This is a genomic window from Alkalibacterium subtropicum, assembly GCF_900112455.1.
Lineage (GTDB): Bacteria > Bacillota > Bacilli > Lactobacillales > Carnobacteriaceae_A > Alkalibacterium > Alkalibacterium subtropicum.
Genome location: NZ_FOLT01000008.1, coordinates 29217 through 55163 on the forward strand (window position 1 = coordinate 29217; position 25947 = coordinate 55163).

The following is a 25947-nucleotide window of genomic DNA, read 5'->3' on the forward strand; positions in this document are numbered from 1 at the left end:
GCTGGAGGTCATGGAATGAGGTGGCGCGTGCCCTTCATGATGAGAAAGTCGTGTTGAAGGTCACGCCATCAAAATCTGTCCCATAATGATGAAGAAAGAAAAGTATTAGAGGTCATTAAAAAGAAACAACAAAGTGGTGGCGGAAGAGATATTTAAAGCGATGCACTGAAATACGATCGAAATTTCATCCGAAAAGCACTGATTAATTTTAAATGTGGCATATCTTTTCTTCTCTAACAAATTAATTGGTATAATAAGACTACTTTTTAAGCAAAAGGAGTGAGGATATTGAATGAGTCAGCAGACAGGAGTGTCGATTACTACATCGATCCGTCCAAAATCTTTCAGTCGGGAAAAAAAACTGAGATATTCAAAGAAATGATCGATGACGTGATAAAAAAATCAGCGTTTGACTTTGAAAGAGAAGAAGTACTGGAGGAGATCGAAAAGCGTGAATCGCTCAGTACAACAGGATTTGGGAATGGCTTTGCTATCCCTCATGGAAAGTCAAGTCAGATACATACTCCGATCGTGGTACTGATGAAAACGGAACAGAAGCTTGAGTGGGAAGCGTTGGACGACCAGCCAGTCTCCATTATCTTTCTGCTTATTGTACCCAAAGAAAAAGGGGAAGCGATTCATCTAAAACTCCTGTCCAGATTATCCTATCATTTAATGGATAAGAAAATTCAGGAAGCATTTAAAGCTGCTGAAACGAAAGAGAATTGTGAAGCACTGTTGAATCAGCTCTTAGTATAGGAAGGCGGGATAATAATGAAGATCGTAGCAGTGACGGCATGTGCCACGGGGGTCGCCCATACCTTTATGGCTAAACGTGCCATCGAAGATGCCGCTAAAGAACGCGGTCATGAGGTGAAAGTGGAAACACAAGGAGCCACAGGGATAGAGGATGAACTGACTCGCAAAGATCTGCGGGAGGCAGACATCCTGATCATTGCCTCAGACGTCAAATTAGCACGGACTGAGCGCTTTGAAGGGATCAGGAAGGTCAACATACCCGTAGCCGCTGCAATCAAGAATGCGGGAAGTTTAATAAAGAAAATAGAAGAAAAATTAAAGGAAGAGTGAGGGAGAACAGATGAAAAAATTTCAGCAAGCATTGATGACCGGCGTTTCGTATATGCTGCCGCTCATTGTCTTTTCAGGTATGACGATCGCTGTAACAGGCATGATCGCCCAGTCAGCAAGCAGTGAGATCCAAGCCGTCACGCTTTTAAACGGTTTTGCCTGGACCATGATGAATATTATTCCGGCCATTTTTGCCGCGTATATGGCCTATGCGATCGGAGATAAAGCTGCCATCATTCCGGGATTCATCGGCGGGTATATTGCAGCCCATCCACTGGTCGAAGGCACTTCAGCCAGCGGGTTTTTAGGAGCCATCCTGGCAGGTTTTCTAGCCGGTTACGTTGTACTGGCCTTGAGGAAACTGCCCATGCCGGAGTTTTTACAGTCGATCCATAAAACGCTGTTTATCCCTGTACTGACAGGGTGGCTTTTATATTTCGTAATGGCTTATCCTGTAGCCATTATCGTAGGGGCATTGAATGATGTGATTATTGAGAATCTTATTACCTTATCACAGGCTCCTCAATATGCTTTCCTGCTCGGCGCCATTTTAAGTGCGATGTGTGCCTTCGATATGGGAGGCCCACTCAATAAAATCGCTATTACCTTTGTCTTTGCAGTCTGGAACAATCCAAGCGGTATCGGATTCATCGTTAATGCAGCTGTCTTTCCCGGTATCATGGTCCCGGCACTATCAGTCGGTATAGCAGCACTGCTGGCGAAAGAAAAATACACTGAAGATGAAATCAAACTGGCTCCAGCATCTATCTTGTCCGGGCTTGTCGGAATTACTGAAGCAACCTTACCCTACGCGTTCCGTGATCCGATCCGTGTCATTGGTTCGAATATGCTGGGAGCAGCGGTAGGCGGTGCGCTGATGATGGGAATGGGCATTTCGACATCTGGTGTGTCAGGCGTCTTCGGTTTACCGATGGCCAGCAATATCGTGTTATTCGTGTTAGCGATACTTGTAGGCACAGCGATTTCTGTCGGGACACAGATCGCCTGGAAGAAACCGGCCACACAAACCGTAACCGCTGAAGAAGATGATCTGGAATTTGATATTACGATGTAAAGACGATAAAGAAAACAGCGTCGACCGGACTGTCCGGTCGACGCTGTTTTTTCTACTTCAGCTGATTTGTGTAATCAAGGTGTTCAAATGTCTCGGGTTTACCGATCGCGACAATAAAACTGCCCGGTTTGATTTTTTCCTCAGGTGGGACATTGATGATAAGTTTTCCATTCGGCTCAGATTTCATGCCGATAACATTGATTTTATATTTTTTTCGAAGATCCATGTCTTTCAAGCTGCGTCCAATCCAGCGATCAGGAGCAGTGAACTCGATAATGGAATTTTCCTCATCAAGGGTAATCACATCCAGGATATTATTACGCATGATGTTTCGGGCCACTTTATCGCCCATTTCTTTTTCAGGGCGAATGATTTCGTCCGCACCCATTTCCTGCATGATTTCCATGTGGGTACGGTTCTTAGCTTTAGCCACGATACGCTTGATACCCAGTTTTTTACAGTTCATGATCGCCAGAACACTTGACTCCAGGTTTGACCCTGTACCGATAACAGCAACATCGCAATTAGAGAAGCCGATGCTTTTTAAAAGTTCGATGTCTGTGAAATTTCCCTGAACGGCCTGAATAACATACTCTTCAACACGATTGACATCCACTAAGTTTTTATCAACGGCGATAACATCGTAATGCTGCTCACCCAATTCTTTAGCAATAGTCGAGCCAAAAACCCCCAACCCTAATACTCCAACTGTTTTAACCACGTTGAACAACTCCTAACCAATTAATATGCTTCCTGTAGCGTATTTGATATCCCGTTTTCTTCTGTCTCTATTGCCCAAGGCAGTAAAGATGGTGATCGGTCCGATTCTCCCGATAAACATGCAGAACATGATGACGGTCTGACTGTACCTTGAAAGTGTGGCTGTCAAGTTTGCGGATAAACCGACAGTACCGAAAGCCGAGACGGTTTCAAAAAACAGATACTGCAGCGGGACATCTTCATCAAATATAGTCATCAAAGATAATGCAATGAAATTAAGTAAGATAAACATAACGACGATAACCAGTGCCCGCTTGATGATATCCATTTCCAGCGTTCTGTTTTTATAATTGATGTTCGTCAAACCTTTGATTTCAGTCACAATGAGTTTGACCACCAAAGCCACAGTCGAGGTCTTTGCACCACCGGCTGTTCCGCCAGGTGAACCACCGATGAACATGAAGACAGTGAAGGCGACGAGCGTGAACATATGGAATTCAGCGAAATTCAAGGTGCTGAAACCGGCTGTTCTCAGCGTGACTGCCTGAAAGAAAATCGCCTGTATTTTACCTGAAAAACTCAAACCTCCCAGCGAATCAGGATTAGTCCATTCAGCTAGAGTGAAGATCACCATGGCGGCAAGGATCAGCATCAAGGACCACTTGATGACCAGGCGTGAATGGAGGGTCAAGTGGCGGTATGTCCCTTTGATATCCAGCCAGCTTTTGGCTGATCTGAATTGTTTAAAATGCTTGGCAACGTCAAACCAGACGGAGAAGCCGATACCTCCCAGAATAATGAGGACAGGGACAACGATGTTCACGACGGGCATCGCTACAAAGTCCTGAAGACTGCTCGTTCCGAGGTTATCAAAGCCGGCATTGTTGAAGGCAGAGATCGACAGGAATATGGAATTGAATATGCCCGTCCCCCATCCGAAAAGAGGGATGAATTTAAACATGAATATAAATGCGCCCAGCGCCTCAAAAATCGTCGTGTACTTGACGACATTAAGTAAAAAATGCCTGAACCCTTTCATATCGTTCCGGTTCAAAGCCTGCTGTAAGGTGATTTCTTCTTTCATACTTACTTGTCGGCCAAACTGCATAATGATAGCTGAAACGATCGTGATCAAACCTAAACCTCCGAGTTTGATCAGTACAAGTGTAACGATCTGACCGAACAGATTATACGTTTGCGCAACCGGAACGGTAGATAAGCCAGTCACAGCAACCATTGATATAGCGCCAAACAGATGATCAAAATAAGTGGCTTGAGACGTTTCCAATTGACTGAATGGCATAGCCAGTATCAGAGAACCCACAAACATAGCAAACGCAAAACTGACTATGATTTTAATGGATATCGGCCAATTGGAAAATTGACTCAGGAATTTTTTCATCAGTAACAATCCTTCCTCATATATACTACTCTTTATTGTAACGAAACAAAACAAGAATAGCTAGATTTTACCGTGCTTTATCCATAAATACAAGCCTTCTTTATAACCAGCTTTAAGGACGGTCATCACGTATTCAAAAAGGCGTTAAAGTTGTTAAGGGCAAGTATTCAAGGTAGAATTATAGGGTGCAGTATTTCAGGCTGCAGGGTAATGGAGGGAGAAAAATATGAACGGAACGATCATGCAGTACTTTGAATGGGACCTGCCCAATGACGGCAAGCATTGGCAGCGATTGAAAGACGATGCAGAACATTTGAAAGAAATAGGGATCACTTCTGTATGGATTCCTCCGTGTTATAAAGGTGTCGGACAAGAGGACGTCGGTTATGGTGTTTATGACATGTACGATTTAGGAGAGTTCGACCAGAAAGGCACGGTCCGAACGAAATATGGGACAAAAGAAGAACTCCTGGAAGCGATCGAGGCTCTGCATAAACAGGGGATTCACGTGTATGCCGATGTGGTATTGAATCATAAAGGCGGAGCCGACGAGACAGAAACCTTTGAAGCGACCCCGGTGAGTGAGGACAACCGTCATGAAGAGATAGGAGAAACCCGCGAAATCGAAGCGTGGACCTATTTCAATTTCCCGGGGAGGAACAGGGAGTATTCAGACTTTGAATGGCACTGGTATCACTTTTCAGGTGTTTCTGATGATGAGAAGACCGGTGACCATGGCATTTTCCGTATCGAAGGCGAAGACAAAGGCTGGGCTCCTGACGAGCATGTGTCGACGGAGTACGGCAATTTCGATTACCTGATGTTTGCGGATATCGATTACAGCCATCCGGAAGTGGTTGAAGAAACAAAAAAATGGATCCACTGGTTTATTGAAGAAACGCAGATCGACGGCATCCGGCTCGATGCAGTGAAACATATCGATAGTGCCTTCATGAAAGACCTGATCGAAGATGTCAGAGCTGCGTATGATGAAGACTTTTTCTTTGTTGCTGAATACTGGCATCAGCGCTATAAATTCCTGGAAGATTATCTGGAAGAACATGAGTATGCTATTTCTATGATGGATGTGCGGTTCCATTATGCGCTGCACGAAGCCAGCAAACAGCATAATGCGTTCGATCTCAGACGTCTGATCGATGGGACGCTCTATAAATCGAATGCAGAACAGGCGGTCACCTTTGTTGAAAACCATGACTCGCAACCGGGGCAGTCTCTGGAATCGTATGTCGAACCCTGGTTCAAACCGCTGGCGTACGGTTTTATTCTGTTAAGTTCTTACGGCTATCCGTGTGTGTTCTACAGTGATTACTATGGATACAGCGGCGATATAGAGTATGACGGATGCCGGAAAGAAATCGATATCCTGCTCCATGCGCGTGAAGAGTATGCGTACGGCGAACAAAGTAATTACCTGGACCATGACAACTGCATCGGTTTCACGCGGACAGGGGATGATGAGCATCCGGAAGGGTGTGCCGTCATTATGTCCAATGGCGAGGAAGGTTACAAAGAAATGTATGTGGGCGACCTTCATGCAGGGGATGTCTACATCGACTTACTGAAAAACCGCGAAGAGGAAATAACGATCGATGAAGAGGGGAAAGCGACCTTTCTGGTCAATGCAGAATCGCTTTCTGTGTGGGTCAGAAAACCCGAATAAAGAGTGGAAGAGGCTCGGACAGCTGTCCGAGCCTCTTCTGTGTTAATTAAGATCAGTAAAGCAGCAGCTAGTAGTGGTTGGACTAATTCGTTCAGCAGTTTAAGTTCATGAATCCCGCTGTAAGGTGTTCCGCTATGTGCTGCGAAGGGGTCGTTCCACGCTATTGCGACCACTTCCTGAGACTAGGGGGCCTGAACGAGTCGCAAAACGGCTATTGCGACCACTTCCTGTGAACGCGCGGTCTGAACTGGTCGCATTACCGATATAGGCACCACTTCCCAGGAACATAGGTACCTGAAAACGCCGGAATATCGCTGGCAGCATACGCTGACTTGACTAAATACAGAAAAAGGCCGGGACTTGTTGACCCGGCCTTTTTCTATTCAAAACTTATTCGTTGGGGTTCACTTTCAGTGAAGCCTCGTCTTTGCCTTCAGCTTCAGATTTATCGATGTCGAAATCTTCATCATCTGACAGGTAATTATCGTGCAGGGCTTCATCCACTTTGTCTTTTGGAATCGCCTGATCATGTTCAGGTTCAAGCGGTGTATCTTTTACATCGCCTAATTTATCATCCGCATACACAGCCTGACTGGCAGAAGCGGCATCGGAATCAGTGGTTGTGGCTCCCTGTCTTTCGGCTTCACTTAAAGCCAGATCTCTTTCGATTTCTTCGATGGTCTGATTTAGCTTCGCCTGCTTGGCATCCAGTTTGGCCTGCTCTGACTCCAGCTCTTTTTCTGCTTCCATGTAAGACGTTTTGAAATCATCAACCAGTTCATGGGCTTTTTCTTCCCCTGAGTCTTTTAGTTTCAGGGCCTCATCTTTCAGGTCTTCTCTGAAGGCTTTACCGTTTTTAGGGGCAAACATCAGCGCAGCGAAGGCTGAAGCGGCACTCATGAGTACAGCTTTTGTTAAACTTACTTTTGGCATAATTCAGTCATCCTTTCAAAATAATATGATTTATAATGTGTTTGGCGGGGTGTTCTGGTGACGCTGTTTTTGTTTTTCCACAGTTCCTTTGAAGGCGCGCTTGAAGGTCTTGGCTAAACGCGGCCCATCGGTTTTGATTTCCGTATAGGTATTCTGAGCGATACCTTTGGAATACTCAGCGCTGTGTTCTTTCAGATAAGTCAGAGAGTGAGACAAACTGGACGCATGTTCCGACAGTTCATTCATTCTTTCCAGGCTGGTCTGTGCCACCTCTTGGGTATTATCGACGCGGTTCATGATCAGATCCACTTTCTTTTTCATCACATCCGCTTCATTATTAAAATGTTCGACCTGGTCTTGTACGTTGGTTCGTGTCCGTTCAATATTTTTCAGTGTCGGCTTCATTTTCTTCATGGCATAAAAACCCATGACGACGAGAAAAACGATTGATACACCTATAATAATGAGCGATATAAGATAACCGGCTTCCATTATATGCCCCCTTTACTGATCAGTTTCATTATTTTTACATCTATAGTATTAGAATACCATGAAGTAAAAAGAACACCAACTGAAACGCTAGCGAAAAGATATTGCTTGAAAGAGCTTTAATTGTTAGAATAGTAGCAACACAATAGGATTTTTGTGCGTTGTATCTGAAGTAGAAACAGGCGAGTGAAGGATCAACAGGATGAGATAGAGAAAATGCCGTCACTCTGCTTTTTTATATAAAAAATCTGTCGCTTTAAAAAGGAGAAAAAAATGAGTAATGAACGCAATGGGTTCGGTGATCAGGAAAGAGAGCAGGGACACGAGACCGTAGAAGTGATGCTGAGTGCTGTCACAGATGGGGAAATCATTTCCATCGAGGAAGTGCAGGATGATTTGTTTTCCCAGAAGATGATCGGCGACGGCTATGCGATCAAGCCTTCATCGGAGGTGGTCTATGCGCCTGTTTCGGGCAAACTGATCGAAGTAGCAGATGCCAAGCATGCTTATTATATAGAAACAGATGAAGGACTGAAAGTTCTGATACACATCGGTATCGACACGCTGCTGATGAACGGTGAAGGCTTCCAGACATCTTTAAGAAAGAATGAACGCGTGGAAAAAGGGGATCAGCTGGCAACGTTCGACCAGAAGCTGATCAGCAAAAAAGGCTTCAACATCGTGATACCTGTTATCGTTCTGGAACATGACGCCGTCGTAGCGCTGGAAATGTTACCTGAAAAAAAGGCCATAGCCAGAGAAACAGATGCCTTGAAAGTCACCTTGACCCGTGGAGAGTCCGCCGGGCGATGAAGTAAAATTGAACACGCTTTGCAGGTAGGGTATAATCAAAGTGAAATGCATCACAGTTTATGTCTATTAAAACAGTTCTGAGGAGGAACATCTTTGAAAAAGATACTAGTTGTCGACGATGAAAAGCCGATTTCCGATATTGTTAAATTTAATCTAGAAAAAGAAGGATTTGAAGTGGTTACTGCCTTTGATGGCGAAGAAGCCCTAAAAAAAGTCGAAGAAGAAAATCCGGACCTGATTGTTTTGGATCTTATGCTGCCTAAAATGGATGGACTGGAAGTCTGCCGTGAGGTCCGAAAAACCAAGGACGTCCCGATCATTATGGTCACAGCCAAGGATCAGGAGATCGATAAGGTGCTGGGTCTGGAGCTCGGAGCAGACGATTATGTCACGAAGCCATTCTCTAATCGCGAATTAGTGGCACGCGTGAAAGCCAATGTCAGAAGACAGGCCTCCCTGCAGAGCACGGAAGCTGCCAAAGAAGAAAGCAACGATATCGAAGTGGGAGACTTGACTGTGCATCCTGATGCCTATATCGTCTCCAAACGCGGGGAGTCCATCGAACTCACTCACCGGGAATTTGAACTGCTGCATTATCTGGCCAGACATATCGGTCAGGTCATGACGCGGGAACATTTGCTTGAAACAGTCTGGGGTTACGACTACTTTGGCGATGTCCGCACGGTAGATGTCACCGTCAGACGACTGCGTGAGAAAATCGAGGACAATCCAAGTCATCCGACCTTCCTCGTCACACGCCGAGGTGTAGGGTATTACCTGAGAAGTCCTGAACAACAGGAGAAGTAGTGATTTATGAAAAAAAAGATTCGCATTTATCAATCGATCAACACTAAAATCGTATTCGTGATCGTTCTATTACTTGTATTCGCCCTGCAGCTTATCGGGGCGAATTTTATTACCCAAATTGAGCGCCAGCTGGTTGCCAATTTTCAGGAAGACCGGCAGGTACAGATGAATTTTCTGGAAAGTACGATCCTTCCCGCGCTGGAACGTGAGGAAAACGGAGAAGAGGGTGAAGTCAGCCCGGATCAGGAGATCAGTAATCTGCTTACCGAGTTTTCAGGCAGCGGCATTACTGATCTTCAGGTCGTGAATGCTGAACTGATCGTCATGGGGACGAGTGACACGACCCAGCAGAACATCATCGGGCAATTATCCGATGATGTCGATCTGAGGCAGGCTCAGATAACTGAAAATTCTATCACCCGACAAGTGATCGATCCGGTCACTCAAAACAGAAGATGGAAAATCGTCGAGCCCGTTTTTTCAGCGGGTGAAGAGTCTCAGTTTTTAGGGGCGATCTTAATGGAAAGCAACATCGAGTCCGTTTATGAACAGATCTCTCAAATCACCGAGATATTTCTACAGTCCAGTGCGGTGGCGATCATCCTTTCCCTCGTGCTGGCGAACATGGTCTCACGGGCCTTGACGAAACCGATCAAAGAAATGCAGATCCAGACACGTCAGATCGCTGAAGGAGATTATTCAGGCACGCTGAAAGTATACGGTGAAGACGAATTGGGACAGCTCGCCGCTTTGATCAATGACTTATCCGATGATGTGGCTGATGCGCAGGAATCCATCGACGCAGAACGCCGACGTCTGGACAGTGTGCTGACCCATATGACGGACGGGGTCGTGGCCACGGACAGACGTGGCAAAATCATGATCATCAATGAGATGGCTCAGTCCATGCTGGACAAGGATCAGGAGGGCGCCCTCGGCAAAAATCTGCTGCCTATACTGGACGTCGAAGAAGATATCACCCTGCGCCGTATCCTGGAAAAACAGGATGATATATTGGTGAACAGCAGACAGAATGGTATTCCGATCATCCTGCGTGCTTCTTTCTCTCTGATCCAGAGAGAGTCCGGTTTTATCAGTGGGATCGTCTGTGTGCTCCATGACGTCACGGAACAGGAACGGATAGAAGAAGAACGTAAGCAATTTGTCTCCAACGTCTCTCACGAACTGCGTACACCGCTGACAAGTATGCGCAGTTATATCGAGGCCTTGGCAGACGGCGCCTGGCAGGATCCGGATCTGGCCCCGCGCTTTTTAGAAGTCACACAGAATGAAACGGACCGTATGATCCGTATGATCCAGGACTTGCTTCATTTATCCCGGATCGATTCGGGTAAAAGTGTACTGAATCTGGAGATCGTCGATCTTACAGAAATGCTCGAACATGTCCTGAACCGGTTCGACATGGTCATTCATTCGGCCGAGTATGAAAGTAAAAACTATCAGATCAGAAAAGACATCCTGCAGGAATCCGTGTTTGTGGAAGTGGATCCGGACAGAATGATCCAAGTCCTGGATAATATCATGAACAACGCCATCAAGTATTCACCTGATGGCGGGACCATCACCGGTAAAATGGAAAAACGACAAGACACTGTGCTGATCAGCATTCGTGATGAAGGGATGGGCATCCCTAAAGCCGATCTCACTAAGATATTCTCCCGTTTCTATCGTGTGGATCGTGCCAGGTCACGAGCCATGGGAGGCAGCGGTCTAGGTCTGGCTATTTCCAAGGAAGTCGTGGAACAGCACGGCGGCCGTATCTGGGCAGAAAGTACAGAGGGCAGGGGAACGACCTTTTATCTCTCCCTTCCTTATGTCCCTTATGAAGAGGAGGAATGGGAATGATTTGGTCTAAAATCAAACAGCTGCTTTTGGTCGTCCTTATTGGATTGAGCCTGTTCTTGAGTTTTCAGATCTGGACGACCGGCGTGCAGCTGCGCGAACCTTCAAGAAGTGGGGGGACCCCCGTTCCAGCCTCTCTGGTCGACCGGTCACGAGTGGAAGTCTTTTCACCTAAAAAAATCATCTGGCACCGCAATGAGCTGGACAGAAAACTGGAAATCAATACGTTTTATGCAACAGACTGGGCTGAAACATATTTATCGACTACCGCATTTGGGGAAGTGCAGTCGCCACAGCGATTGAGTTTTGCTTCTTATCAGGAATATCTTAACGACGACAGCTGGGTGGAATTCGTTTTTGATGCCCCAGTCCCGTTCGGGATATTTGAGGACGGCTTCAATGATCTGTCGACTGACTATGAGAACCGTACCTTTACGCATGTATTGATGAATAAAGAGAACCCGGAACTCGCCGGTTTCTATGACTCACATAACGCGTTTCTTTACCAGATCGATGGTACCGAGTATACAGAAGAAATACTCGATGAACTGCTCTACGCAGAGGACAATATCACGATCGATGTCGAAGCTTTTGAAGTCAATGAGCGGTTCATTTATCTGCCTGTAGATGAGCAGGAAGTGGAGTACCGTGACTATCTGGTCGAGCGTCTGCCGAACAATCTGTTCGTTCTGCAGTTTTTCTCTGATACATCGGAAATCGATGCGAGACGCACGGGGAGTACGACCCGCTATATCGATCTGACGACCGAATTGAGAATAAACGATTCCACGAATACCTTAACGTATCTGAGACAGCGTTCGGACATGGGACAGATGACGTTCAGTGAGCGCCTTTTAAGCAGCTATCAGACGCTGACTCAAGTCGAAAACTGGACAGAACACGTGCATTATCAGGGCTATGTACCTGAAACGAACGAAGTGACGTTCCAGCGTTATATTCAGGGGTATCCTATATACAGCTCCCAGCAATATGAATCGATGATCGAAGTGACGGTCGTCGAAAGCGGTCTGACGAGTCTGCAGGTTCCCGTGCGGGTCGTTCAGACCCCGCTGACTTTGACCGGGGAACGGACAAAAACCTTGCCGAGTGGTGCAGACATCATCGCCCAGCTCGAAGAGGCCGGCCCCGCGCTGCAAAGGATCGATGATATCCGAATCGGTTTGACATGGACAGAGAGCCAGGAAGATGAACGCGTCGTTCACTTTGAACCTCACTGGTATGTCGAATCTCAGGGCAACTGGATAGAAGTCAACCGATTTATTGAGACACTGGAGGCGTCTTTAAATGGATTTTAAAAAAATTGAAAACATTTTTCTGATTACGTTTCTGCTGTTGAATATCTACCTTCTGGTCAGTTACTTTAACCGGAACGACATTCAGCAGGCGACGAGTGCGCCTGGCCAGGTCAATCTGATACGGGAAATGGAGCAGATCGGTATCGAACTGCCCTCGCTCCAGGAAGAAGAACAAAAAGTCTTTTATGTTCAGGCGGACAGCAATCGCCTACTGGAACAGAATGTCGATCAGCTGGAAAATCAGGCCGGTTCAGTCGCGGCAGACGGGTCTCTTTACACGAGTATTCTATCTGATCCGATCGAGATCGAAGGCAATCCTGACGAGGGATTCACAGAAGCAGACTTCGCGAGACTGAACACGTTTATTTCAAGTGACTCAGTGTTGTTCGGTGAAGAGTATGCCTATTTCAGATATGACCGCAGTCAGAACCGCTTTGTTTATACCCAGATGGTGGAAGGGATCCCTGTGGCAGATGGGACATCCGAAATCTCTCTCTTTTACGGCAGTGACGGCAACATCATCTCTTACCAGCAGACCTATGCGGGACCGATGACCCCTCAGGGAACCACACAGCCGGTCATCACTGACAGACAGGCCATTGAGGTCCTTTTTCAGAACAATGAAATCAGCTCCAACTCGGTCGTTGGACAGCCGCTCCTTTCTTATTACCGGACCCTGCATCTGGAAGACTTAAGTATGTACGGTCCGGTCTGGTATGTCCCGGTCAGAGATACTGGCGGCGAGCGGATCCTTCGCGTCGATGCGCTGGAACGCACGATCATTACAGAACCGGCCGCCCCGTTAGTCCCAGAAGAGCCTGAAGAACCCGAGGAACCGGAGGAAGGAACGACCGAAGAACCAGAAGAAGATGCCGAATCGGCCACTGAAATGGAAGTAGAAACGACTCTTGAATTCGATGCAGAAATCAGTAGTGATGAATGAGAAGAATAGCTGAAAAAAGGATCTGGAAAAGTGGTCTTGCTTGTGGGTGGAGACTTGTTGTAAGATAGACAATGAGTATTCGCAGAGAGAGGAATCATTGTCATGATGCAAACAGAACGATCCGGCTTGCGTATCAGCGTATTAGCCAGCGGAAGTACCGGAAACATCACCTATATCGAAACAGATCAGACAAAAGTGTTGGTGGACTGCGGATTCAGCGGCAAGAAAGCAGTCGAAATGATGACGAAGATAGGACGTCGTCCGGAAGATCTGGATGCCATCTTAGTCACACATGAACACACGGATCACATCAAAGGCGTGGGGATCCTCGCCCGTAAATATGACTTGGATATCTATGCCAACGAAAAAACCTGGCAGGCGATGGAACCCAAGCTCGGTAAGTTGAAAATTGAACAGAAGCATCATTTTTCAAAAGAGAAGACGCTGACGCTTGGGGATATCGACATCTCCAGTTTCGGTGTGTCCCACGATGCGATCGATCCTCAATTTTACACGTTCCAGAAAAACAATAAACGCTTTGTCATGCTGACCGATACAGGTTACGTCAGCGACCGTATGCGTGGTCTGGTGAAGGACGCCGATGCGTACCTCTTTGAGAGCAATCATGATCTGAGCATGCTGCGTATGGGGAAATATCCCTGGTCGCTGAAGCAGCGTATCATCGGTGATAAAGGCCACTTGTCCAATGAAGACGGGGCGCTTGCCCTGGCGGAGATCATTGGGGACAATACCAAACGGGTGTATCTGGGTCATTTGAGCAAGGAGAACAACATCAAAGAAGTCGCCCATCAGACGGTGGAAGACATCCTTTTGAAGAAAGACACAGGCGTCAACGAACGGTTCCAGCTCTATGATACGGATCCGGCGGAACCATGCCCGTTGTTTATTCTGTAAAAGCCATCAAGTTTCCGCCATCTTTAACGTATCAGTTAGAGATGACGGAGGCTTTTTTTATGGAATTTAACTACTGTCAACACGCCGGATGGAGGAATTGGCATTTAAGGAAGAAGGGGACAGTTAACAGAAAGACCTGCCGCCTTCATGTATCGAAGAGAGGGATCAGACTGTGTGGAAATATTTTTAACACTAAATAGTCTAAATTTCTTCAAAAAGCTTAATAATACGGAAAAAAAAGCGATTATGATAGAATTGTATCATGATATAATTGCTAAAAAGACATAGAAATGTCATGGTTGAGCGTTAATATAGATAGTGAAATACGTTTACTGGAGGAATCAACGGATGAAAACAAAAGCTTATCAAACATTATTGGCATTAAGCCTTTCAGGAGCCTTACTCGCAGGATGTGATGCAATGGATCCGGAGACTGAACCTGAAACTGAGAATGAAGAAACAGTGGAAGATACGCCTGTTAATGAAGAAGGTGATGTTCAAGTATCCGAAGTACGGGTAGATGTGACCTCTGACATCACAGATGCTGTTCAGGAAGTGGATGAAGCAGTTGTTTCCATTATCAATATGCAGCGTGTGGGACAAAATCCCTACGGCTGGTATGAAGGGTCTCAGGATGCAGATGCAGAGGGAGAAGACCTGCAGCAAGTAGGCACAGGGAGTGGCGCCGTTTATAAAGTGGATGGCGATACCGCTTATGTCTTTACGAACAATCACGTCGTCGATGGCTCTGACGCTATCGAAGTGCTGTTTAAAGATGGGTCGCGTGTAGAAGCCACTATCGTAGGGGCAGATTTGTGGACTGATCTTGCCGTATTAGCGATCGACTCAGAAGACATCACGACGGTCGCGGAGTTTGGTGATTCAGAAAACCTGACCGTGGGGGAACCGGCTATTGCGATCGGCTCGCCGTTGGGAACGAACTTCGCCTCGTCCGTCACGTCAGGGATCATCTCTGCAACAGGACGAACGGTGCCTGTGGATACGAATATGGATGGCGAAAATGACTGGGAAATGACAGCTATTCAGACAGACGCTGCCATCAACCCGGGTAATTCCGGCGGACCGCTCATCAATATCGCCGGTCAGGTCGTCGGGATCAACTCGATGAAAATTTCATCTTCCACCATTGAAGGGATGGGCTTTGCCATTCCAAGTAATGATGCACTGGATATCATCAATCAGCTGGAACAGGACGGTGAAGTAGTCAGACCAGTCATAGGGGTGGCCATGGTCGACTTATCCATGGTGTCACCGCAGCAGCAGGAAGCCATACTGAACCTGCCGGATGATGTGACAGGCGGCGTCGTGATTGCAGAAGTCCAGCCTGACAGCTCCGCAGATGAAGCTGGACTGGAAGCGAATGATGTGATCGTGTCATTCAACGGTGAAGAAGTCGCGAACGGCATCGAACTGAGACAGGAAATCTATGACACTGAAATCGGTGACGAAGTGGAAATCGAATTCTATCGTGACGGCGAACTGCAGTCAGCCACACTGACGATGCGCACCACCGAAGACCAGACATTATAAACAAGAGAAACCAAACGCACAGCCTGTGAAAAGGCTGTGCGTTTTTATTTTGGGGAAAAGGTAAGAATTAACCTGTTCGGGTGTGAACAACTTTTTATAAAAAACATTTACACCGGGGATTTATCAAAAATAGTTATACACAATGAACAAACAGGCTGTGCATAACTTAATTGTTATAAGATGAGAACAATTGATTATCCCTTTAGGTAAAAGGTTATTGTGCAGGCTGACCATAAAGTTAATCCACTATCAAGGTGTGTATAACTTTCGGGATAAACGAACTGGATCTGGACGGAGCTTTAAGCTTTCATAAAGAGGAACGGGAACAAAGCCTGTGGATATGTGCATAACTTTGTGGATAACTGTGGAAAATGTGGGTATAAAAATAGAGATTTCCTGTTATACCAACAGAAAGTCCCTGTGGAGAGTGTGATTAACTCGAAGTAATCTGTTCGCGGCACGGTTATTCACAGGTCCGTCAGTTCAGTTAATACCTATAATCTTTTCCTGTTACTTGCTATAATAAGAAAGAAAAGGAGTGAATCTACATGACGAAAAATATATTAAAATTAAGCAATCAAGTGTGTTTCCCATTATATGCGGCCACAAGACAAATCACCCGACTGTACCGTCCGATGCTTGAAAAACTGGAAGTGACCTATCCGCAATACCTGGTTTTGCTGGTCTTGTTCGAAGAAGAGACTGTCACAGTGAAAGCACTGGGCGAACGCTTATACTTGGATTCAGGAACCCTGACACCGATGCTGAAGCGTATGGAAGAGCACGGCTTGGTGGAACGCAGGCGGTCCAGTAAGGATGAACGGGTCGTGGAAGTAACACTAACAGAAAAAGGACGTGGGATCGAAAAGCAGGCAGAAGAGATCCCCATCAAATTTTCCAAAGAGATACACCTGGAGCAGGAGGAATTTGAAGAACTGAAACGTCTGTTGACCAAAATACTCGATCAAGTCTAAGTAAAAGGAGCCAGTTATGGATATTACGATTTTGTCAGTAGGCAAGCTGAAAGAGAAGTACCTGAAAAAAGGCATCGATGAATACACCAAGCGTCTGGGTGCCTACACGAAAATAAAAGTCGTGGAAGTACCGGATGAAAAAGCACCTGAGAATTTGAGTGAAGCTGAGATGGAGCAGGTGAAGGAAAAAGAAGGGGAGCGTCTGCTTTCAAAAATACCGGATCAGGCCTACGTCTTCACCCTGGCCATCCAGTCTAAAGAACGCACCTCAGAATCCTTCGCCAAGGAAATCGAACAGCTCATGATCCACGGCAAAAGCAAGCTCGTCTTTGTGATCGGCGGCTCACTCGGTCTAAGCAAAGCCGTCATGGACCGCAGCGACACCACCATCTCCTTCGGAAAAATGACTTACCCCCACCAGCTCATGCGCCTGATTTTAGTTGAACAGATCTATAGAGCATTCCGGATCATGCGGAATGAACCGTATCACAAATGAATGAGTTTCACAGTAATTTAAAACATAACTGATGTAGCTGAAGAACAGAATCTTTATTATATGATTCAAAAATTCAATTATGCGTTACGCTAACCTTTAAACAGATAAAGGATGAAGTATTTGTTTCTTTGATGAAAATGGGCGACACATGGATCAGGAGAGTAGAAAATGCTTCAAAGGGGGAAAAATTATCCCTGATCAAGACAATAAAACTTAAAATTAATAACTCCCACTTATCCCCCTGCTTTATTAGATATACTATAAGTATACAATACGAGGAGAGATATATATGAAAAGACCAAATATTGTTTTGATGGTAGCCTCTTCTGTAGATGGAAGAATAGCTATACGTCCTAATATTACAATGTGGGAAGAGATGAACGATCACCGTACCCAAACGGCTGGGGGGAGTGAGATCTGGAAAGAAGTAGAAGATAGTATAACCCATGCTTATAAACCCCAAGGAGATATATTAGGAAGCAACTCTCTTGTCAAAGAAGGAGAACCACTTAGAATACTTCCCTCCTTTGAAGGAGACAGCAAATATCTATATGATGATTTTCTTCCGGATGAAGCCATAAACAGAAAAAACCATAAAAGCTGGTTAATTGTTGTTGATGGAAAAGGACGTCTAAGAAGCGGATATCAAGGAGATGAAAGTACTGGGAGATACATGGTTCACTTAGTTTCCCATGGCGTTCAGCCCGAGTACTTATATTTTCTGCAACAAAATAACATTCCCTATTTGATCTCTGGTGAGGAGCGAATAGATCTTAAGTTAGCAATGGAAAAATTAAAAAATAAGCTAGGGATAGATAATTTAGTAACGACGGCAGGAGGAAAGTTAAGTGGTGCCCTTTTAAGGGAAGGCTTAATTGATGAAGTTAACATTGTATTCAAACCACTTTTATATGGAGGATTTAAAACGCCTTGTTTATTTGACTCCCCAGAATTAAAGGATAACGAAGAACCATCTAAATTACAGTTGATCAAATCAACTACTTACAAGAATGGTCATGTATGGTTGAGATATAAAGTAGCCAGTAAATAGCACTTTAGATTACCAAGCTGAAGATGCACCCAACAAGTATAGAAATATGGTCGCCCATGATAGAGTTGCTAAGAAAAATAATATGTTTATCAAAAGTGCAGTCAGGAAAGCTTTACATTGTCACAGGAGATAGATACGATAATATAAGAATCGTATGTACAACGATATGCAAACCCTTATCATAAGCAACTTAAATTTAGAAATAGAGTAAGCCTATCGGCAACAACCAATAGGCTTACATTTAAACTACGCAATACGTTATTTTCTGCGTTTGACTTCAATGCGGTAGCCATCAGGGTCCGTCACGAAGAAATAGCTCGGTGTGCCGCCTGACAGTCCTTTTAACTCACCTGTCTTGTAAGCAGAAGCTTTACATGTTTCATGCATGTCTTCTAAGTCATCGACAGTGACGCCTAAATGACTGAAGCCATTCCCTACCTCATAGGGGTCGGCGTCGTAATTGTAAGTCAGTTCGATCTGTACAGAAGAACCAGGCGAGTTCAAATAAACTAAATCAAACTTCTTTTCAGGGAATTCTCTTCGGCTCGCCACTTCAAAATCAAATAGATTCGTATAGAAGTCTAATGTCGCATCGATATCTCTCACACGCAGGCAAATCTCAACAAGTTCTTGGCTCATACTATCATCCTCCAATAATTTCTTATCTTTATTCTAGCATGAATTAGTCTTAGAGGCATTTATTCAACTCGTACTATCTTCCCTATTGTTTTTAATAGAGCAATAGGAAAAAAGCACAGCGTTTATTCTGTTAAGACGAGCATTCGTTTATAGAATGACATTCGATAAAGTGATCAAGGATAACTGTCTTATCTAAATACAATCCAAGAAGTAGTTGATAGTCTGAATGAATGCAAGAATCAGAGTGTCTAGAGTCATTTGTTTTAGCTCATGAGAATAAGAATCTTTTGCCATACCTATGTAAAGGTACTGGCAGTAGCTAGTTGAATAGGGTAAATAAAGTCAGGACATATAACATCTAAAAGAGTATTAAAAATATACGTAGGAGGCAAACACAATGTGGATAATGAGTCAAGGTAAAGAAGATCTGGTTAAATGTGTAGCATTTTCAGTAGCAAAGAATATTGGAGGCAAGAAAAAACATGCATTGACCGGCACTGTTTCGAATGGAATCTGGGGGAGAAAAGAAATTATCCTGGGGTTATATGAGACGAAAGAGACAGCTCTAAATGAATTAGCGAATATTCAAGCTGGAATAGCAAATAATTCTAAAGTATTTGAAATGAGCGATGAGAACTTAGCTGAACTTGAAAACAACGGGTGACGAACGATCAACTACACAGAAAATACATTTAAATTGATAGAGAAACTGATCTTATCATAATTAACTCAATAAGAAGATTCTGCTCTAAGTACACTAAAGTTTTCAAATTCTGTTATACTGATGGAACGTAGAAAAAGAAAGCAGGAGAATATAATTAAACAATCATTTGAAACATTTGGGCTCAGTCCCGAGATAGTAAAAGCCTTGACGCGTTTGCGTTATTTTAAACCGACAGCGGTGCAGGAAACCGTCATTCCGTTGGCTCTGGAGAGACAGGACGTCTTGGTCGAGTCCCAGACAGGCAGCGGGAAGACCGTGGCCTTCGGCATTCCACTTTGTGAGCAGGTCGAGTGGGAGGAGAATAAACCTCAGGCTCTGATCTTGGTTCCAACACGGGAATTAGCCCTGCAGGTCAAGAACGACCTCATGAATATCGGTCGCTTGAAACGGATAAAGGTGACGGCGGTATTCGGGAAAGCCTCCTTTAAAACACAGAAATCTGAACTCAAGCAGAAAAGCCATATCGTGGTCGGTACGCCGGGGCGGATGCTGGAACATTTAAGAGAAGGCACATTGGTCGTTGATGAAGTCAGCAGTCTTGTTTTGGATGAAGCGGATGAAATGCTCAATATGGGCTTCATCGACCAGGTGGAAGACATTATTGAACATCTACCGACAGAACGCCAGACGATGCTGTTTTCCGCCACGATGCCCCCCAAGATCGAGGAGTTAGCCAGTTTTTACATGAGTCCGGACCGGGCTTCTGTCAAAATGGAACAGTCCGAGGCGAACACGCCTAAAATTTTACACTCTTACATCAACGTGGATGAAGCAGGAAAGGAAAAACGGCTGCTGGATCTATTGACCGTTGAGAACCCGGATGCCTGCATCATCTTTTGTAACACCAAAGATGCGGTGGATGCTGTTGAAAAACACTTGAACAAAGCCGGTCTGCCGATCGACAAGCTGCACGGCGGGATGGATCAGGATGATCGTCTGGCCGTCATGGATGATTTCCGCTCCGGGAAACTCCGTTATCTGGTGGCGACGGATGTGGCTGCCCGCGGGATCGACATCGACAATGTGACCCACGTCATCAACTATGATGTGCCGTTTGAAAAAGAGAGCTACACGCACCGGACCGGCCGAACGGGTCGCGCAGGTAAAACGGGACTGGCTTTAACCATGGTCAGTCAGACTGATGAGAGACGCTGGCAGGACATACGTGACTATGCCTTTAGTGACAGTCAGGAACTGACGGAAGTCTTTGCCCCGAACGAACGCCTGGTCAACCGTTCCAAGGCAGCCTTTGAGAAGAAAATAAACACCCGGGTCAAACCGAAAATTGCCCGGAATAAAGAGTTGAACTAGGACATTACCAAGGTGTACTTCAACGGCGGCAAGAAGAAAAAACTGCGTGCCGGTGATTTTGTCGGCACACTGACGAGTATCAGGGACGTGTCAGCCGACGATATCGGGATCATCACGATTCAGGAGAACGTCACCTATATTGAAATACTGAACGGCAAAGGGCCCTATGTCATCTCAGAAATGCAGAACCGCACGGTTAAAGGAAAAACACTGAAAGTCCGTAAAGCCCGCAAGTAAAGAGTACCTTCCATAAGTTAAGTACTAGCTTATGGAAGGTTTTTATTGTCGCAGGAGTAAAACTTTTAAACGTTATTAACCTCGCTTTAAATTTTTAGTGTTATATTTTACTGAAACACAGTATACTATGCAAGAGTCCCCGAGTGTTAACTAGGGATAAAATAATGGGGGAAACAAAAATGATTAAACTTATGGCTGATTCAACGTGTGATTTGTCGCAGGAGATCGTGGAGCGATATAATATTGGCATTGCACCGTTGAACATTGAAATTGAAGGCGTTAACTATCGCGACAAGGTGGACATAACGTCAGACGATTTTTTCAAACGCTTACCAGATATGGAGGAGCTGCCTAAGACAGGAGCACCGAGTCCTGAGGCTTATTTGAATATTATTGAAGAAGCAATGACAGAAGGCTACAGCGAATTTTTATGTATCTGTATGTCCAGTGGTACAAGCGCCTCTTATCAGGCCGCAGAAATCGCAAGGGAAGCTTTTTATGATAAATACGAGAAGACAGACGTGAAAATCCATGTCGTCGATTCCTGGTCAATGAGTCATGGGAGCGGCTGGCTGATACTGAAATCTGCCCAGTTACTTGAAGAAGGGTACACCTTTGAAGAACTGGTTGCTTTCAATGAAACACATAAAAAACGCGTGAAACACTTCTTATGTGTTGAGGATCTGCATAATCTGACGAAAAGCGGCCGTATTTCGAATACGGGTGCCTTGATCGGGAGTCTCCTTCGGGTCAAACCGATCATGTCCATGAAAGACACGAAAGGGGCCATCGTGGCCAAAGCAAGAGGCACGAAGAAAGCGCTGAATTATTATGTCGAAGAATTTCAGAAACGCTATGACCCGGAATGGACCAACTTTATCATCATCGGGTATTCGAATGATAAGAGCATTGCCCATGAACTGAAAGAAAAAATCAAACTAAAAACAGACTTTTTAGGCGACATGCATATCATGCAGATGGGCGTGGCCGTGGGGACACACGTCGGTCTAGGCGGCTTGTCTCTGTTCTTTATGGAAAAAGAGAATATGTAAAATGATGTAAGTCCTTCAGGATATTATCTGGAGGACTTTTTCTTGTCCTGAATGACTTAAAGATAGATGATGAGAGAGTCTCTGTCGATATCTTTGATTTAGGAAGGGAGCAGAGTATACTGAAACCAAAGGACCGGAAAAAGCGTGAGATATAAACCGCTTGATAACCCTGTTGAACGGGTAGTCTTTTACAAAATCACATAGAGGAGGACTGACTTAAATGCTCGTCGATCTTGAAGCATTTTTAAACAGGTATGACATTTATTTTGAACTGTACGAACACGATCCGATCTACACCAATGAAGATGCGGTAATCATGAAAGAAGCAAAAGGCTTTACTGGGACAGAAACCAAAGCGCTCTTTCTGAAAGGAAAGTCCGGGCGATATTATTCCTTCGTGACATTCACGACGAAAAGTGCCGATTTCAAGCAGTTGAAGAAAACGGTGGGAGAGAAGGTCTCCATCGTGAAACCGGCTGAAATGGAAGAAGTTACCGGCCAGAAACCGGGAGCTGTGACGCCCTTGGGCTATGAACGCTCCATCCCGATGATCGTGGATGCGGAGTTGTTCGAGCAGGAAAAACTAGTCTTCGCGCCTGCACGGCCGGATCAGACGATGGTCATCCGTGCTGAAGACTTGGAGAAAATCATCAGGTTGCTGGGCAATAAATTATTGATCTACCATGAAGAATGAAAGGATAGACTGCAATGAACCGTGTTTTAGATGAGGCATTGATTTATGAAATTTTGTCTGTGGTCGAGGAAATCCCAGAGGGGCAAGTGGCGACTTACGGACAGATTGCCAGGCTGATCGGCAGGAAAAGAAATGCCCGGCTTGTGGGCCGAGTGTTGAGTATGGCTGAATTCTATGGCAGCTACCCCTGTCACAGAGTCGTGAATCATGCCGGACGACTGGTGCCTGGCTGGAGCGAACAGAAACAGCTCCTGGAGGCCGAGGGCGTGGCTATGAAGAATATGGACCATGTCGATATAAAAAGACATCAATGGAGTCTTTGAGCTGATTTGAATTAAGTGTAAACACTGGACGCCCATTTCGAAGCGCAGGAAAACCAGGCAACTTCTTGGAGCTGATAGAAGTCGCCTGGTTTTTCTGTGCATTAAAACAGCTAAAGAAGTTTATCTTCAGAAGTTGGGACAAAAATACAGGAAACTCCTGAAGATAGGCAGCGTTTCTTCAGAACTTTTACCAAAAAATGTGCTCACTTCTTACGTTTATCATGAAACTTAAGAAGTCGCCGATATTTTTCTGAAAACTTCTGAAGATCCCGAAAAATATTCTCGTTTTTAGATAGAAGAATAAAAAAATCAACAGTAACGTCAAATGAAAAAAGGTCATGGCTCATTTTCGCCATAACCTTTTTTATTTATTTCAATCAGTACTCCAGTGCTTTCAGTTCCTCGATCGTCACGTTCTGTTCCTCGCAGTTATCGACCATGAAGCCGCTGAGATTGGAGAATTCTTTATAAAAGAGAGCATAGGCAGTCTTGTCGGTAGTGAAATTCTCTTCATTGATTTCACCGATCAATGCCTTCGTCTGCGCCTGGGTGTCGCTGTCCAGCTCCCAGCTGTCGGGTCTTAGGCGTCCTTGCTCGTCGTACTCGGACTTGTTACCGTATATCATCTCGCGGTAGATACGGTCCATATGCATGATCGGTGTTTCATGCGTCCCTTTTTCCGACATCACTTTATACAGGCCGATGCAGTAGACCGGGAAGAAGGGGATGACGGAACTGGCTTTCGTCGTCACGGCTGTAGCCACGACGATCTGAGCTTTGCCATCGATGTCTTTAAGCAGTTCATTGATATTCTCCGCTTTTTCGTCACAGTCGGCTTTGGCGCGGCCAAGTGTCCCGTGACCGTAGTAAGGGTGGTTCAGCTCTGACCCTAAATAAGAATAGTTGGTCGTCAATACGCCGTCAGCCAGCACGTCGGCCTCTTTCAGTGCTTTCATCCAGCGTTCCCAGTCTTCGCCGCCCATCACTTTGACGGTATCTTCGATTTCCTGTTCTGTTGCCGGTTCCAGCGTTTCTGTGTAGTATTCTTCCTTTTGCATGTTGATGTTCGGGCCGACGACCGGCTCACCGATGGCTTTGATCGATGACGTGTAAGTCTCGCCAGTTTCGGAATCGGTGCGTCTGCCGCTTGCCAGACTGTAAACCACGAGGTCGACTTTGCCGCCGAATTCGTTTTTGATATAGTTGATGACTTCCTGTTTGGTCTCGTTGCTGAAGGCGTCCTGCACGAAATTCTTGGCGATCAGTCCCTCTTTTTCAGCGGCTTCTTTGAAGAAAATGTTGTTGTACCAGCCCGCTGTTCCCAGGTTGCGTTCGCTCTTCGGTCCCTTTTCAAAGGAAACACCGATCGTATCGGCGCCGGCACCGAAAGCGAGACTGATCCGTGTCGCTAAACCGTAGCTGGATGACGCGCCGATGATCAGCACTTTTTTCGGCCCTTCATAACTTCCTTGACTTTTGACATAATCGATGTGATTCAAGACTTGCTGTTTGCGTCCAAGCGGGTTGACACTGACTGCAATGTTCCCCCGAAGTTTTTGTTCGAATTCCACCATGCTTTTTCCCCCTGTTAATGTGTTATAGGACTATAATAGCAGAAAACAGATTTATTTTGAATATCAAAGTAATTTTTCTTCTCGCCATTTAGTGTAATACTCGATGAGTTAGATTAGGCTAAAAAATCTGCTATACTGAATGGAGAACGATCAATTTCTGAGCGAGGAGTGCTTCATATGACTATTCATCCAATCAACGCTTTATCTGACAATTATATATGGGTCATTGAGGAAAATGACGAGGCTATCGTCGTCGATCCCGGCGAAGCTGAAGGCGTATTGAAATTATTGGAAGATAAACAGCTCTATTTAAATGCCATTATTCTGACGCATGGCCATGAGGACCATACAGCAGGGGTAAACAGGATCTTAGCTTGTTTTCCAGAAACGCCTGTCTATGGACCGGAAGAAACGGCTGACCTGAACACGGAGACACTGAAAGGCGAGGATACCGTTGAACTCTTAGGGCAGGATTTCGATGTATTCGTAACAGCCGGACATACACACGGGCATATCAGTCTTTTGATGAATAATGACGCCCTTTTCTGCGGCGATGCCTTGTTTTCCGGCGGATGCGGCCGAGTCTTTACGCAAGATTATCAGGCCCAGTTTGCGGCCATAGAGAAATTCAAAGAGCTGGATGATGACGTGAAGGTCTATGCCGGGCATGAATATACAGAAAAAAACCTGAACTTTGCCCATACGATAGAGCCGGACAATGCCGTCATTTCTGAAGCCCTCGAAAAGGTCGAACGTCTCAGAAAAGAAGGTCGTCCGACACTACCGTCGACCATCGGCAGAGAAAAAGATATCAATCTGTTTCTTCAGGCTGAGACGTTAAAAGCCTTTAAAGAACTGCGTCAGGCACGGGACGACTTTTAGTGGATGCGGCAAAAAAAATAACCCCTCACTGACTGCGTTCAAACGACGCAGTCAGTGAGGGACCTTACATAACGGTTTTACCATTCTCCAGGAGTACAGGAGGATTTTTTTAAGAGCTGGTTTTTCTCTTTTGTGGATAAATAGAGCCACCGTCCGATAGGCTTTTTGACCAAGTAGATGTTCATGATCTTCCCATCGTTCGTAAGTAAGATGAGACCTTTGGAATCCTTATCCGGACGATCGATATGAAACACACGGAACGGGTGGTTGATCAGATCGACGATGCTGCCTTTGAGGTTTTTTCGGTCGTGCTCGTGACGCCGACAGGCACGTCATCTCCGGGTTCGACCTGACTGTTGAAATGTGAGGATGTCCTTCTCTTATTCACTATAC

The 25947-nt window shown here is 45.3% G+C and carries 27 protein-coding genes; 21 read left to right on the forward strand and 6 right to left on the reverse strand.

The window, feature by feature from the left end; all coding sequences use genetic code 11:
* Nucleotides 1–288 precede the first annotated feature (288 nt).
* From BM049_RS08360 to BM049_RS08370, 3 genes are read left to right on the forward strand one after another with little or no spacing between them, the layout of a single operon-like run.
* Nucleotides 289–759 (forward strand): PTS sugar transporter subunit IIA, encoded by a 471-nt coding sequence (locus tag BM049_RS08360; RefSeq protein ID WP_177188652.1) that lies wholly within the window; start codon nt 289–291, stop codon nt 757–759.
* Between the two features lie 15 nt (nt 760–774).
* Nucleotides 775–1089: a PTS fructose transporter subunit IIB gene (locus BM049_RS08365; protein ID WP_091530460.1), complete on the forward strand. Its 315-nt coding sequence runs from the start codon at nt 775–777 to the stop codon at nt 1087–1089.
* A gap of 10 nt (nt 1090–1099) precedes the next feature.
* The gene (locus tag BM049_RS08370; protein WP_091530462.1) at nt 1100–2164 is read left to right on the forward strand and encodes a PTS fructose transporter subunit IIC; all 1065 of its coding nucleotides are present in this window, start codon (nt 1100–1102) and stop codon (nt 2162–2164) included.
* A gap of 52 nt (nt 2165–2216) precedes the next feature.
* Here the strand turns inward: BM049_RS08370 and BM049_RS08375 are convergent, their stop codons facing one another.
* Both BM049_RS08375 and BM049_RS08380 read right to left on the reverse strand, forming a co-directional pair.
* Complete coding sequence (locus BM049_RS08375; protein WP_091530465.1) at nt 2217–2885, reverse strand: potassium channel family protein; 669 nt, start codon at nt 2883–2885, stop codon at nt 2217–2219.
* 12 nt (nt 2886–2897) lie between these two features.
* Complete coding sequence (locus tag BM049_RS08380; RefSeq protein ID WP_091530467.1) at nt 2898–4286, reverse strand: TrkH family potassium uptake protein; 1389 nt, start codon at nt 4284–4286, stop codon at nt 2898–2900.
* A 226-nt stretch (nt 4287–4512) separates the two neighbouring features.
* Here BM049_RS08380 and BM049_RS08385 point away from each other — a divergent pair, with 226 nt between their 5' ends.
* Nucleotides 4513–5967, forward strand: coding sequence for an alpha-amylase (locus BM049_RS08385; RefSeq protein WP_091530470.1), 1455 nt, complete (start codon nt 4513–4515; stop codon nt 5965–5967).
* Between the two features lie 390 nt (nt 5968–6357).
* Here the strand turns inward: BM049_RS08385 and BM049_RS08390 are convergent, their stop codons facing one another.
* Both BM049_RS08390 and BM049_RS08395 read right to left on the reverse strand, forming a co-directional pair.
* On the reverse strand, nt 6358–6900 hold the full coding sequence (locus tag BM049_RS08390; protein ID WP_091530473.1) for a YtxH domain-containing protein: 543 nt from the start codon (nt 6898–6900) through the stop codon (nt 6358–6360).
* Nucleotides 6901–6930: 30 nt separating this feature from the next.
* Entirely contained in the window at nt 6931–7392 is a 462-nt protein-coding gene (locus tag BM049_RS08395; protein ID WP_091530475.1) for a DUF948 domain-containing protein, read from the reverse strand.
* Nucleotides 7393–7662: 270 nt separating this feature from the next.
* Between BM049_RS08395 and BM049_RS08400 the strand changes: the two genes are divergently transcribed.
* The 10 genes from BM049_RS08400 (at nt 7663) to BM049_RS08445 (ending at nt 18118) form a co-directional block, all read left to right on the forward strand.
* Nucleotides 7663–8202 carry a PTS sugar transporter subunit IIA gene (locus BM049_RS08400; RefSeq protein ID WP_091530477.1) on the forward strand — a complete coding sequence of 180 codons (540 nt, stop codon included), beginning with the start codon at nt 7663–7665 and terminating at the stop codon, nt 8200–8202.
* A gap of 93 nt (nt 8203–8295) precedes the next feature.
* Entirely contained in the window at nt 8296–9009 is a 714-nt protein-coding gene (yycF, locus tag BM049_RS08405; protein WP_091530480.1) for a response regulator YycF, read from the forward strand.
* Between the two features lie 6 nt (nt 9010–9015).
* Entirely contained in the window at nt 9016–10875 is a 1860-nt protein-coding gene (walK, locus tag BM049_RS08410) for a cell wall metabolism sensor histidine kinase WalK (RefSeq protein ID WP_091530483.1), read from the forward strand.
* Nucleotides 10872–12188 carry a YycH family regulatory protein gene (locus BM049_RS08415; protein ID WP_177188653.1) on the forward strand — a complete coding sequence of 439 codons (1317 nt, stop codon included), beginning with the start codon at nt 10872–10874 and terminating at the stop codon, nt 12186–12188. Before walK ends, BM049_RS08415 begins: the two co-directional genes overlap by 4 nt.
* Nucleotides 12178–13131: a two-component system regulatory protein YycI gene (locus BM049_RS08420; RefSeq protein ID WP_091530488.1), complete on the forward strand. Its 954-nt coding sequence runs from the start codon at nt 12178–12180 to the stop codon at nt 13129–13131. Before BM049_RS08415 ends, BM049_RS08420 begins: the two co-directional genes overlap by 11 nt.
* Before the next feature lie 105 nt (nt 13132–13236).
* Nucleotides 13237–14046: an MBL fold metallo-hydrolase gene (locus tag BM049_RS08425; RefSeq protein ID WP_091530604.1), complete on the forward strand. Its 810-nt coding sequence runs from the start codon at nt 13237–13239 to the stop codon at nt 14044–14046.
* A gap of 348 nt (nt 14047–14394) precedes the next feature.
* Nucleotides 14395–15597, forward strand: coding sequence for a S1C family serine protease (locus BM049_RS08430; protein WP_091530490.1), 1203 nt, complete (start codon nt 14395–14397; stop codon nt 15595–15597).
* A gap of 548 nt (nt 15598–16145) precedes the next feature.
* Nucleotides 16146–16571, forward strand: coding sequence for a MarR family winged helix-turn-helix transcriptional regulator (locus BM049_RS08435; RefSeq protein WP_091530493.1), 426 nt, complete (start codon nt 16146–16148; stop codon nt 16569–16571).
* Nucleotides 16572–16587: 16 nt separating this feature from the next.
* Nucleotides 16588–17067: a 23S rRNA (pseudouridine(1915)-N(3))-methyltransferase RlmH gene (gene rlmH / locus BM049_RS08440; protein WP_091530496.1), complete on the forward strand. Its 480-nt coding sequence runs from the start codon at nt 16588–16590 to the stop codon at nt 17065–17067.
* 289 nt (nt 17068–17356) lie between these two features.
* Nucleotides 17357–18118 carry a dihydrofolate reductase family protein gene (locus BM049_RS08445; RefSeq protein ID WP_091530498.1) on the forward strand — a complete coding sequence of 254 codons (762 nt, stop codon included), beginning with the start codon at nt 17357–17359 and terminating at the stop codon, nt 18116–18118.
* A gap of 258 nt (nt 18119–18376) precedes the next feature.
* On the opposite strand, the gene gloA is transcribed toward BM049_RS08445, so the two are convergent.
* On the reverse strand, nt 18377–18757 hold the full coding sequence (gloA, locus tag BM049_RS08450) for a lactoylglutathione lyase (RefSeq protein ID WP_091530500.1): 381 nt from the start codon (nt 18755–18757) through the stop codon (nt 18377–18379).
* A 397-nt stretch (nt 18758–19154) separates the two neighbouring features.
* Here gloA and BM049_RS08455 point away from each other — a divergent pair, with 397 nt between their 5' ends.
* From BM049_RS08455 to BM049_RS08475, 6 genes are all read left to right on the forward strand, one after another.
* On the forward strand, nt 19155–19421 hold the full coding sequence (locus tag BM049_RS08455) for a hypothetical protein (RefSeq protein ID WP_091530503.1): 267 nt from the start codon (nt 19155–19157) through the stop codon (nt 19419–19421).
* A gap of 120 nt (nt 19422–19541) precedes the next feature.
* Nucleotides 19542–20792, forward strand: a complete 1251-nt coding sequence (locus BM049_RS08460; protein WP_281242219.1) for a DEAD/DEAH box helicase — start codon at nt 19542–19544, stop codon at nt 20790–20792.
* Between the two features lie 12 nt (nt 20793–20804).
* Entirely contained in the window at nt 20805–21029 is a 225-nt protein-coding gene (locus BM049_RS12120; RefSeq protein ID WP_281242220.1) for a DbpA RNA binding domain-containing protein, read from the forward strand.
* 179 nt (nt 21030–21208) lie between these two features.
* Nucleotides 21209–22081 carry a DegV family protein gene (locus tag BM049_RS08465; protein ID WP_091530607.1) on the forward strand — a complete coding sequence of 291 codons (873 nt, stop codon included), beginning with the start codon at nt 21209–21211 and terminating at the stop codon, nt 22079–22081.
* Nucleotides 22082–22301: 220 nt separating this feature from the next.
* The gene (locus BM049_RS08470) at nt 22302–22775 is read left to right on the forward strand and encodes a YbaK/EbsC family protein (protein ID WP_091530505.1); all 474 of its coding nucleotides are present in this window, start codon (nt 22302–22304) and stop codon (nt 22773–22775) included.
* A gap of 14 nt (nt 22776–22789) precedes the next feature.
* Nucleotides 22790–23098 carry an MGMT family protein gene (locus tag BM049_RS08475; RefSeq protein WP_091530508.1) on the forward strand — a complete coding sequence of 103 codons (309 nt, stop codon included), beginning with the start codon at nt 22790–22792 and terminating at the stop codon, nt 23096–23098.
* A gap of 377 nt (nt 23099–23475) precedes the next feature.
* Here BM049_RS08475 and fabV read toward each other — a convergent pair whose 3' ends face one another.
* Nucleotides 23476–24672 (reverse strand): enoyl-ACP reductase FabV, encoded by a 1197-nt coding sequence (gene fabV / locus BM049_RS08480; RefSeq protein WP_177188655.1) that lies wholly within the window; start codon nt 24670–24672, stop codon nt 23476–23478.
* Nucleotides 24673–24849: 177 nt separating this feature from the next.
* Between fabV and gloB the strand changes: the two genes are divergently transcribed.
* Entirely contained in the window at nt 24850–25554 is a 705-nt protein-coding gene (gene gloB, locus BM049_RS08485; protein WP_091530511.1) for a hydroxyacylglutathione hydrolase, read from the forward strand.
* The last annotated feature ends 393 nt before the right edge of the window (nt 25555–25947 follow it).